The sequence below is a fragment of the Conexibacter stalactiti genome (assembly GCF_033542075.1).
Taxonomy (GTDB): Bacteria; Actinomycetota; Thermoleophilia; order Solirubrobacterales; family Solirubrobacteraceae; genus Conexibacter; species Conexibacter stalactiti.
Window position 1 is genome coordinate 1 of the sequence record NZ_JAWSTH010000154.1, and the last position, 10,752, is coordinate 10,752.

A 10,752-nucleotide genomic window follows, 5' to 3' on the forward strand; every position below is an offset into this window, starting at 1 on the left:
GCGGACGACTGCGCCGCCAGCAGCAGCTCCGCCTCCGCGCGGACCGCGAAGCCGTCGGCATATGGGAGGCCGCTGCGGTCGGCCGCGTCGCGGGCGGCGGCCGCCCAGCGCGCCGCGTCGGCGGCGTCGCCGCGCAGCAGCGCCGCGCGCGTCAGCAGCTCGCAGCAGACGGCGCGGTGGCTGGGGAAGCAGAGCGGCAGCTCCTCCCCGCCGCAGTACCTCAGCACGACCTCGGCGGCGCGCTCGCCGCGCTCGGCCGCGAGCAGCGCGGCGGCGAAGGCCCAGCCGCAGCCGGCGGCGATCGTCGAGGGGCCGAGCAGCTGCGCGAGCGCGACCGCCTCCTCCCCCGCCCGCAGCGCCGCGCCCGGCTCGCTGACCGGCTCCAGCGCCGTGCAGTGCGCGTAGAGCGCCCACATCAACGTCTGGTCGCTGCCGGTCGCGCGCGCCTCTTCGACCGCCGCGTCGGCGAGGTCGACCGCCTCGGTGCAGCGGCCCGCGCCGCTGAGCGCGACCGACTCGCCGACCATCAGCTCCGTCAGCAGCGCCCCGCGGCCGCTCGAGCGCGCGATCGCGACGCCGCGCCCGAAGCAGCTCGCCGCGCTCGCGAAGCGGCCGGTGAACCACTCCGTCCAGCCGAGGTAGAGCAGCGTCTCCAGCCGCCGCCCGAGCGTCGCGTCCGGCAGCGGCGCGACCAGCGTCACCGCCTCGGCGCTGAGCCGCTCGGCGGCGGCGATGTCGCCGAGTGAGTAGTCGGCGAAGGCGAGCGCCGCGGTCGCCGCCGCCCGCGCGCCGTCGTCGCCGAGCGCGATCGCGTCGTCGCGCGAGCGCGCCGCGCAGTCGCGCATCGTCGCGAAGTCGCCTTCGAGCGAGACGTGCGCGGTCAGCTCCAAGCGGAGGGCGAGGGCGGTGGCGCGCAGGGCGGCGCCCTCCCCCACTTCCGCGAGCGCCGCGACCAGGCGGGCGCGGGCGGCGTCGTGGCGGCCGAGCAGGCGCTCGGCCGCGGCGCAGGCGGCGATCGCCTCGATCCGGGCGGGATCGTCCGCCGGCAGCGCGCCCAGCAGTTCGAGCAGCAGCGTGTGGGCGGCGTCGAAGCGGCCGGCGCTCATCAGCGCGGCGGCCAGCTGCGGCTGCAGCTCGGCGCGGGCCGCGCTGCCAGGGCCGCTCGCGGGCAGCAGTCGCGCCGCCACCTCCAGCCACGCCGCCGCCGTCGCAGGCGCGCGCGGCATGACCTCCTCCGCCGCCGCGCGCAGCAGCGCGACCGCCTCCGCGTCGCCGCGCTGCGCCGATTGCGCGACGTGATGAGCCCGCGCGGACGGGCCGGCGCCCCACTCCCGCAGCAGCTCGGCGGCACGCGCGTGGGCGCCGATCCGCCAGCCGGCCGCGCTGCCCTCGTGGACGGCCCGCCGCAGCAGCGGGTGGCGGAAGCGGAACCAGCCGGGCGCCCCGTCGAGCCGCACGAGGTCGGCGTCGAGCAGCAGGTCGAGCGCGGCCAGCGCGCGCTCCGCCGGCAGGCCGCCGACCGCGCCGGCGAAGACGGCCTCGGTCGGGTCGCCGGCGACCGCGGCGCCCTCCAGCAGCGCCCGCGCGTCGGCCGGCAGCGGTGCCAGCTCGGCCGCCAACGAGGCCGCGACGGCGGACGGGACCTCGCTCGTCCCGGTCGGCGAGCCGGGAGCGGGCAGCGGGGTGAGGCGCCTGCGTGCTCGCGCCAGCTGCTCCAGCGCGAACGGGTTGCCGCCGGCGTCGGCGTGCAGCTCCGCGCGCAGCGCCGCGGGCAGCCCCTCACCGAGCAGCGCGTCGGACTCGGCCGGCGTCAGCGGCGCGAGCGGCAGCCGCACGACCGCGCCCGCCGCGGTCGCCCGCGCCAGCTCGCGCGCGAGCGGTCCGCCGAAGCCGCCGGCGCGGTGGGCGAGCGCGACGAGCACCGGCGCCTGCGGCGGTCGTCGCACGAGCGCCGCCAGCAGCTCTGCGGTCGCCGCGTCGGCCCATTGCACGTCGTCGAGCAGCAGTACGAGGCCGCGCGGCGCGGCGAGCCGCTCCAGCAGCTCGCGGACCGCGCGCTGCACCTGATGGCGGCCGGCGTCGGCCGCGGCCCCAGCTGTTTCCGCCGGGTCGGCCCAGGCGCGCAGCGACGGCAGCGCGACCGCGAGCGTCGCCAGCTCCGCGCGCTCCATCCGCGCGAGCCGCGCCGGGTCGAGCGCGCGCAGGTGGCCGTCGAGCGCGTCGGCGAGCAGCGCGAACGGCAGCTCGCGCTCGAACTCCGAGGCCCGGCCGCAGAGCACGAGCAGGCCGCGCTCGCGCGCATCGGCGGCGAGCCGGCCCAGCAGCGTCGTCTTGCCGATCCCGGGCTCGCCGAGCAGCTCGACGACCCCGCCGCCGCTCGCGCCAGCGTGCGCGCCCGCTCCGCCACGCTCACCGACCCGCGCGACCAGCTCCGCGAGCATGGCAAGCTCCCGCTCCCGGCCGGCAAGAGGCTGCGCATGGTCGGGAGCAAGGCGCATCGACGCTCACCCCAGTGTGACCGTCGGGACGGCACTCCACAACCAAACTGGTTCCGGGAGCGGTTCAGGGTCGCGACCCTTCCGCGCGGGAGCGGACCGCTCCACGATGGGTTCCATGCGTCCCACCCCCGTCGCCGTGCTCGCCTCGATCACGCTCCCGCTCGCTTTCACGCTCCCCGCCTCCACCGCCTCCGCGCACGACTACTGCGTCGCCAAGCCGAGATGCGCCGGCACCGTCGTCGCCGCCGCCCAGCTGCAGACGCAGCTGACCGCCGCCGAGACCAACGGCGAGGCCGACCGCTTCTTCCTCGGCTCCGCCGTCTTCGCGAGAGGTCCGTACTCGTACGTCTCCAGCGAGCCGGTCGAGCTTCACGGCACCAAGGGCAGCACCACCGTCACGACCTTCCAGGCGGCCGTCGTCGACAGAACGGTGCTGACGCTGATCGGCCCCGCGGTCTCGCTCGACGGCGTGCGGATCGAGCTCGCGCTCAGCGGAAACAGCGGCCTCAACCTGTCCGGCGGCGCCGCCCGCGACGTCTCGATCAAGCAGATGCTCGGGACCTCCGTCGGCTCCGGCGCGGTCCTCAGCGATGGCGCGACACTGGCCGATTCGACGGTCGACGTGCTGACCGACGGCGCTCCCGCGGTCGGTCTCAGCAGAGGCAGCGCGACCATCGCGAGCTCTCGGATCTTCGGCTCCTACGGCGCCCTGACCGTCCCCGGGGCGGACACGCTCACGGTGGCGCGCAGCACGCTCACGGCCTCGGTCGGCGCCTTCGCGTACGGCGGCACGATCAAGCTCTCCGACACGGTCGTCGACGGGCGCGGCGTGAGACTCAGCGCTGCCTTCTTCGCGCTCGCCCAGAGCGGCTTCACCCCGACGATCGAGGCCACGCGCACGACCGTCGTCGGCGGCGACGCGACCAGCACGAACGCGATCGGCGCGTACGCGGCGGGGAATGGCGGCACGGCGACGGTCACGGTGCGCGACAGCGCGATGACCGGTGTCGGCGTGCCCGCGCTGCGGGTCGCCGATCCCGGAGCGCTGGCGATGACCGAGCTCGATCGCGTCGCGCACGCCGACCCGATCGGCAGCGCCGACAGAGGCCCGGGCTCCTCGCAGGAGCGCAACCGCCTGCCGGCGCCGACCGGCTTCGCCGATCCCTCCGACTCCGACTTCCGCCTGCTGCCCGGCTCGTCGCTGATCGACGCCGGCGACCCGGCCTTCACGGCCGCCGCGGACGCGACCGACCGCGACGGCGCGCCGCGGCTGCGCGACGGCGACGGCGACTGCACCGCGCGGCTCGACGTCGGCGCCTACGAGTACCAGCCGGCCGGGCCGTGCACACCGCCGACGCCGCCGGTGGTCGACCCGCCCGCCCCCGGGCCGGGTCCCGGCCCCGGCACGCCACCCCAGCAGCAGCCCCCGCCGAGAGCGGCACCCGACCGCACCGCCCCGCGCCTCTCCGCCCTGCGCGTGCCGGCTCGCCTGAAGCCCGGCAGCGCGCTGCCGAGACTGCGCGCGAACCGCAGAGCGAGCGCGATCGCCTTCACGCTCTCCGAGCGCGCGAGCGTGACGCTGCGCTTCACGCGCCGCGGGCGCGACGGCCGCTACCGCGCGGTCCGCGGTGGGACGCTGAAGCTGCCTGCGGCCGCCGGCGCCAACCGCCTGCGCTTCGCCGGCCGCGTGACGAGAAGAGCGCGGCTCGCACGCGGCCGCTACCGCGTGACGCTGACCGCCGTCGACGCCGCCGGCAACCGCTCGCGCGCGGCAACCGCCAGATTCCGGATCGGCTGAGCGGCGCGCGCCGATGTTCAAGGACCGCAAGACCCGCCGCAACGGCACGCCGGCCGAGGCGACCGTGCTGTCGATCGAGGACCTCTCGGGTCGCTCGGCTGACACGCTGCGCCGCTTCAGCCACCTGCTGGAGGTGCGCCGCGCCGACGGCTCCTCGTTCCAGGCGGAGGTGCGCGGCGTCTTCGGTCTGACGGGGCTGCGGCCGCGCGAGTTCGACGTGCTGCGGGTCAAGTACGACCCCGACTCGCTGCACGTCGTCTTCGACCTCGACGGCGACCCGCGCTACGACCTCGAAGCGAGCACCGCGCGCACGCTCGAGCTGCGGCGGCAGGCGGCCGAGGCCGAGCGCGCGCGCCGCGGCGAGTCGAGCCTGCGCGACTAGCGACTACCCGACCAGCCGCTCCGAGACCTCCCACAGCCGCGCCGCGTTGTCCTTGTCGAGCGCGTACGGGGCGACGCCGCCCGTCCCGACGCTGTCGGCGCGGCTGGCGATCGGCTGCTGCTCCTGGCAGTCGTCGAAGTAGCGACCGGAGACGCCGTCGAGCAGCGGCGAGGCGGCCAGCAGCACGCTTGTCGCCGCTCCCTGCTCGGGCGTCTTGATCGTCATCCCGATGCTGGCGGCGCGCTCGAACAACGCTCTGTTGGCGTCGCCCGGCAGATGCCGCTGCAGCCGCGTCGCGATCCCGCCCGGCATCAGCGCGTTGGCGACGATCCCGTCGCGCGCCCAGCGCTCGGCGACCCCGACCGCCAGCAGCACGTTGGCCGTCTTCGCCTGCCCGTAAGCGGCCCACGGGTCGTAGTCGCGGAAGGCGAAGTGGAGGTCGTCGAAGATCACCGGCGATCTGAGGTGGCCGGAGGAGCTGACGGAGACGACGCGCGCCGCGCCGGAGGCCGCGAGCGCGCCGTGCAGCGCGGTCGTGAGCGCGAAGTGGCCGATGTGGTTGACGGCGAACTGGCGCTCCCAGCCGCCGCCGATCAGCTCCAGCTCCTGCACCGCCATCACGCCGGCGTTGTTGACGAGGATGTCGAGCGGTCCCTCCCACGCCGTCGCGAAGGCGGCGACCGAGCCGAGGTCGGCGAGGTCGAGCGCGGCGACCGGCAGCCGCTCGGCGGCGACGCCCTCCGACGCCGCGATCTCCGCGGCGGTGCGCGCGCCCGCGTCGGTGTCGCGGACCGCCAGCGTCACCTCGGCGCCGGCGCCCGCGAGCGCCCGCGCCGTCTCGACGCCGATCCCGGAGGAGGCGCCGGTTACGATCGCGCGGCGGCCGGAGAGGTCGACGCCGGCCAGCACCTCGGCGGCCGTCGTCGCGGCGCCGAAGGGGGTGTGCAGCGGGGCGCTCATGCCGCCACCCCGCCGTGCGCGGCACGCGAGAGCGCGTCCCACTGCTCCCATTCGGCGATCCGCTTCGCGTACTCCGGGCGGATCATGTCGAGCGGGCCCTCGCCGAAGAAGACCCGCAGCGGCGGCTGCTCGGCGTCGACCAGCTCGAGGATCGCGGGGCCGGTCGCCTCCGGGTCGCCGGGCCGGCTGAGGGCGGCGGCGAACATTCTCGCGCGGCGGTCGCGCGCGCCGTCGTAGGCCGGCAGCGGCTCGGCGACGACGGCCGAGGCGCCGCGCCAGTCGGTCTCGTAGCCGGTCGGCTCGATCAGCGTGACGTGGATGCCGAGGTCGGCGACCTCGCCGGCGAGCGACTGGCTGAAGCCCTCCAGCGCCCACTTCGAGGCGTGGTAGAGGCCGAGCGACGGGAAGGCGTGGACGCCGCCGATCGACGAGACCTGGAGGATGTGGCCGGAGCCCTGCGCGCGCATGATCGGCAGTGCCGCCTGCGTCACCCACAGGGCGCCGAAGAGGTTCGTCTCGAGCTGGTCGCGCGCCTGCTGCTCGCTGACCTCCTCGACCATCCCGAAGAGGCCGTAGCCGGCGTTGTTGACGACGACGTCGAGGCGGCCGAAGTGCGCGTGCGCGTGCGCGACGGCGGCGTCGACCGCGGCCTTGTCGTTGACGTCGAGCGCGAGCGGCAGGACGGCGTCGCCGTACTGCTCGACGAGGTCGGAGAGCGTGAAGGCGTTGCGGGCGGTCGCGACGACCTTGTCGCCGCGTTCGAGCGCGGCGGCCGCCCAGATGCGGCCGAAGCCCTTCGACGTTCCTGTGATGAACCAGACCTTCGGTGTCGGCGGCATGTGCATCGCTCCTTGCGACTAGACTGAAAACGGAGGCATCCTCCGCTTGGATTCGAGCGTAGCACTTACCGGAGGCACCCTCCGTTTATTTTCGATGACCGCCACCAGACCGCCCAGAACGATGCGCGCCGACGCGCTGCGCAACCGCGCGAAGCTGCTCGACGCCGCCACCGCCCTCTTCGCCGCCGAGGGCACCGACGTGCCGCTCGAAGCGGTCGCCAGAGCGGCCGGGGTGGGGATCGGCACGCTCTACCGCCACTTCCCGACGAAGGAGGCGCTCGTCGAGGCCGCCTACCGCAACGAGGTCGCGCGCCTCGGCGAGGCCGCCGACGAGCTGCTGCGCAGCGGGCCGGCCGACGTCGCGCTCGCCGCCTGGATGGAGCGCTTCGTCGACTACACCGCCGCCAAGCGCGGGATGGTCGGTGCGCTGCGCACGATCGTCGCCTCCGGCGCCGACGTCTTCGCCGAGACGAAGGGCGAGCTGCGTGCGACGATCGAGCGGCTGCTCGACGCCGGCGCGGCCGACGGCACCCTGCGCACCGACCTCGGTCCCGAGGACGTGATGCGCGCCACGAGCGCGATCTGGTCGATCCCGGACGGCGACGACTGGCGCGAGCACGCGCTGCGGCTGCTCGGTCTGCTGATGGACGGCCTGCGCCACGGCGCACGCCGCTGACGCGCCGGCCCCGCGCCCAGCGCTAAAGCCCTCCGCCAGGGCGTCGATTCACCAAGAGTGAGCCCCCGCATGCTCGAACCGCTCCCCGGCGAGCACGTCACGCCCCGGCTCGCCGCCCTGCGGCTCGCGCCGTTCGCGCTCTGCGGCGTCGTCGCCTTCGCGCTCGTGCCGATCAGCGGCGGGGTCGACGTCGACTGGGCGATGGTCGCGGCCGCCTTCGCGCTCTCGTGCGCGCTCGGCATCGCCGCGCTGCTCGTGCCGCGGCTGACGAGCGGCGCCTGCGCCGACGGCGCGATCGTCGCGCTGCTCGCGATCGCGCTGCTGCGCGACGGCACCGGCGGCGCGCGCGGCGGCTACGGCGTGCTGATGATCGTGCCGGTGCTGTGGGTCGCGCTCTACGGCAGCCGCGCGCAGCTGTGGCGCGTGCTGATCGCCGCCGCGCTCGCCTTCGCGATCCCGCTGATCTTCTTCGGCGCGCCAAGCTATCCGGCGACCGGCTGGCGCAGCGCGCCGCTGACGCTGCTGTGCGCCGGGATCGTCGGCACCGTCGTGCAGGAGCTGCTGGCGCGCGAGCGCGCCGGCGCCGAGCGGCTGCAGGTCGCGCACGACCGCTCGACCGCGATCCTCGGCGCGATGCGCGAGGGCTTCGCGCTGACCCGCGACGGCGCGATCGTCGACGTCAACCCCGCGCTCTGCGAGCTGACCGGCTTCACGCGCGAGCAGCTCGTCGGCGCGCGCGTCCCCTTCCCCTTCTGGCCGCCCGAGCAGACCGAGCAGCTGCAGGCGGTGCGCAGAAGAGTGCGGGCCGACCTCGGCGGCAGCTTCGAGGCGGTCTTCCAGCGCGCCGACGGCACGCGCTTCACCGCCGAGGTCGCGGCCGTGCCGGTGCCCGAGGAGGGCGACGGCCCGGTCGCGTTCCTCAACACGATGCGCGACGTGACCGCGCGCAACGCCGCCGACAACGCGCTGCGCGAGCGCAGCGAGCAGCTGCACGCCGCGCACGCCGAGCTGGAGCGGCTGGTGCGCACCGACCCGCTGACCGGGCTGCCCAACCGCCGCGCGCTGGAGGAGACCTACGCGCGCGAGATCGCCGCCGCGCAGCGCGGCGGCGGGCCGCTGACGCTCGTCGTGATCGACCTCGACCACTTCAAGGCGTTCAACGACGCCCACGGCCACCCTGCCGGCGACGCGCTCCTGCGCGCCGTCAGCGACACCTGGACGCGGCGGCTGCGCGCGACCGACTCGCTCGCGCGCTGGGGCGGCGAGGAGTTCTGCCTGCTGCTGCCCGGCTGTGACGCCGCGAGAGCGTGCGCGCTCGTCGAGCAGCTGCGCGACGGCGTCCCGCACGCGCAGACCTTCTCCGCCGGCGTCGCCGTGTGGGAGCGCGAGATGACGCGCGAGGCGCTGCTGGCGCAGGCCGACGCCGCGCTCTACCGCGCCAAGCGCGACGGTCGCAACCGCACCGCGGTCGCGGTTCCGTCGGCCGCGGCCTGAGCTTCAGCCGAAGCGGAGCCGCGCCGACGGGTCGGCGACCTGCTCGCGGTAGGCGAGCGCGACCTGCTCGTCGTCGACCGGGGAGTCGGCCGGCGGCGGCGTGCCGTGCTCGAACGCGACCAGCGCCGCCAGCAGCTGACCCTCGGGCCCTTTGCCGTCGAGCAGCGCGCCGGTGATCGCCGGATGCAGCCGCAGGTCGGCGAGCAGCTCCGGCATCGGGGTCGCGGTGATCGCGTCGAGGACCGAGAAGAGGCCGACGATGAAGGCACGGTCGGGGTCAGCGCCGGCCACGCCGGCCGCGAGCGCCTCGGCGGCGCCGGCGCGCACGCGCGCGGTCTCCAGCAGCACGTGCGGGACGTCGGGGACGCCCGCTATCCCGAACAGCAGCGCCCAGCGGCGCACCTGCGCGGTCCCCAGCAGCGCGAGGCCCTGGCGCAGCGAGCGGATCGGGTCGTGCGGCGAGACGAGCGCGGAGTTGGCGAAGCGCAGCAGCCGGTGGCCGATGCCGGCGTCGCGGCGCACGATCCGCTCCAGCCGATGCAGTGAGACGTCGCTGTCGGTCGCGGCCAGCTCGCACAGCGTCGTCAGCTGCGCGGTCGGGACGGAGTGGCCCTGCCACGTCTCGGGGCGCTCGTAGAAGTAGCCCTGGAAGGCGTCGAAGCCGAGCTCCATGCAGCGGCGGTGCTCCTCCGCGTCCTCGACCTTCTCGGCGATCAGCTCGACGCCGCGTGCCTTCAGCAGCGCGGCGTTGCGCGCCAGCGAGGCGGGCGTGTGCTCGCGCACGTCGAGCTTGACGTAGGTCGCCAGCTCGACGAGCGGGTAGCGCTCGGGCGCGAGCACGAAGTCGTCGAGCGCGATCTTGAAGCCGGCGGCGACCGCCTCGCGCAGCACCTCCAGCAGCGCATCGTCGACCTCTTGACCCTCCAGCAGCTCCAGCACGACGCGCTGGGGCGGCAGCGGCAGCGGTCGCTGCTGCAGCAGGAATCTGCGCGTCACGTTGACGAACGCCCGCGCGGGCCCGACGAAGCTCTCCAGCCCGACGTCGCCGAAGGCGTGCAGGATCACCGCGGCGGTGGCCGCCTCCGGCGCCTCGACGGCGACCGCCACGGGCCGGCACAGCAGCTCATAGCCGAGCGTGCCGCCGGCGCGGTCGAGGATCGGCTGCCGCGCGACGGCGAAGCTCGTGGAGGAGGGCAGTCCGGTCTCCACGCGGGCTGCCACGGATGCACCGTCATTGGGCGACACACCCAGTTCGTCGGCGCCACTCACGATCTCTTGACCTTTCGAGGCGCGTCCGTGCGCCGTCTGACATCGCTCTCAGACCGTTTCCGGCCGTCACGGGGATGCCGATCCCCGGCGGCGGCGGCGCGTGTGCCGCGCGCAGCCGCCGCCGCAGATGCCGGGAGCGGCTGCCGCATGTGCCGCGAGCAACGGGGGTAGGCGTGACCGCGATGGCCGCGCTCGCGCTCACATTCGACGACGGCCCCGACCGGCGCTGGACGCCGCGCGTGCTCGACGCGCTCGCCGCCGAGGGCGCGCACGCGACCTTCTTCGTGATCGCCGCGCGCGCCGCGGCGGAGCCGGCCGTCGTCGCTCGCGCCGTCGCCGAGGGCCACCGCGTCGAGCTGCACTGCGACGAGCACGTCCGCCACTCCGCGCGCGACCGCGCCTGGGCCGCCTTCGACGCCGACGTGGCGCTCGCCCGCCTCTCCGCGCTCGGCATACGGCCGCGGCTGTGGCGGACGCCGTGGGGCGACCGCGCCGAATGGTCAGCCGAGCTGGCCGCCGAGCGCGGCCTGCGGCTGGTCGACTGGAGCGCCGACACGCACGACTGGCGCGGCGACGACGCCGCCGCGATGCTCGACGCGACCGCCGCGCGGCTGCACGACGGGGCGGTCGTGCTGTGCCACGACGGCCTCGGTCCCGGCGCGCGCCGCGCAGACTGCGCCGAGACGGTCGCCTTCGTCCATCGCGCCGCCGCTTTCGCACGTGGCCGCGGCCTCGCGCTCGCGCCGCTGGCCGACGACGGGAGCGTGGGGTGAGCGGCGGGGCGTGGCGCGCCGCGGGCTCCGGTGACGCGGCGGGCGGCGCCGCGGGCGCGGCCT

The 10,752-nt window shown here is 75.9% G+C and carries 9 protein-coding genes; 5 read left to right on the forward strand and 4 right to left on the reverse strand.

The features are described from left to right. A partial coding sequence (locus R7226_RS29755) for an ATP-binding protein (protein ID WP_318601108.1) occupies positions 1 to 2,441 on the reverse strand: 2,441 nt, incomplete at its 3' end. A 172-nt stretch (positions 2,442 to 2,613) separates the two neighbouring features. Here R7226_RS29755 and R7226_RS29760 point away from each other — a divergent pair. After that, the gene (locus R7226_RS29760) at positions 2,614 to 4,296 is read left to right on the forward strand and encodes a choice-of-anchor Q domain-containing protein (protein WP_318601109.1); all 1,683 of its coding nucleotides are present in this window, start codon (positions 2,614 to 2,616) and stop codon (positions 4,294 to 4,296) included. Positions 4,297 to 4,309: 13 nt separating this feature from the next. Continuing rightward, positions 4,310 to 4,678, forward strand: coding sequence for a hypothetical protein (locus tag R7226_RS29765; protein ID WP_318601110.1), 369 nt, complete (start codon positions 4,310 to 4,312; stop codon positions 4,676 to 4,678). A 3-nt stretch (positions 4,679 to 4,681) separates the two neighbouring features. Here the strand turns inward: R7226_RS29765 and R7226_RS29770 are convergent, their stop codons facing one another. Both R7226_RS29770 and R7226_RS29775 read right to left on the reverse strand, forming a co-directional pair. After that, positions 4,682 to 5,638, reverse strand: coding sequence for an SDR family NAD(P)-dependent oxidoreductase (locus R7226_RS29770; RefSeq protein ID WP_318601112.1), 957 nt, complete (start codon positions 5,636 to 5,638; stop codon positions 4,682 to 4,684). Beyond that, entirely contained in the window at positions 5,635 to 6,477 is an 843-nt protein-coding gene (locus tag R7226_RS29775; RefSeq protein ID WP_318601113.1) for an SDR family oxidoreductase, read from the reverse strand. Before R7226_RS29775 ends, R7226_RS29770 begins: the two co-directional genes overlap by 4 nt. Positions 6,478 to 6,571: 94 nt before the next feature. On the opposite strand from R7226_RS29775, the gene R7226_RS29780 reads away from it, so the two are divergent. Beyond that, a complete protein-coding gene (locus R7226_RS29780) occupies positions 6,572 to 7,153 on the forward strand; it encodes a TetR/AcrR family transcriptional regulator (protein ID WP_318601114.1) in 582 nt (193 codons plus the stop codon). A 69-nt stretch (positions 7,154 to 7,222) separates the two neighbouring features. After that, positions 7,223 to 8,647: a diguanylate cyclase gene (locus R7226_RS29785; RefSeq protein WP_318601115.1), complete on the forward strand. Its 1,425-nt coding sequence runs from the start codon at positions 7,223 to 7,225 to the stop codon at positions 8,645 to 8,647. A gap of 3 nt (positions 8,648 to 8,650) precedes the next feature. Here the strand turns inward: R7226_RS29785 and R7226_RS29790 are convergent, their stop codons facing one another. Further along, positions 8,651 to 9,868, reverse strand: coding sequence for an EAL and HDOD domain-containing protein (locus R7226_RS29790; RefSeq protein ID WP_318601116.1), 1,218 nt, complete (start codon positions 9,866 to 9,868; stop codon positions 8,651 to 8,653). Positions 9,869 to 10,098: 230 nt separating this feature from the next. Between R7226_RS29790 and R7226_RS29795 the strand changes: the two genes are divergently transcribed. Beyond that, a complete protein-coding gene (locus R7226_RS29795) occupies positions 10,099 to 10,689 on the forward strand; it encodes a polysaccharide deacetylase family protein (RefSeq protein ID WP_318601117.1) in 591 nt (196 codons plus the stop codon). Positions 10,690 to 10,752 lie beyond the last annotated feature (63 nt).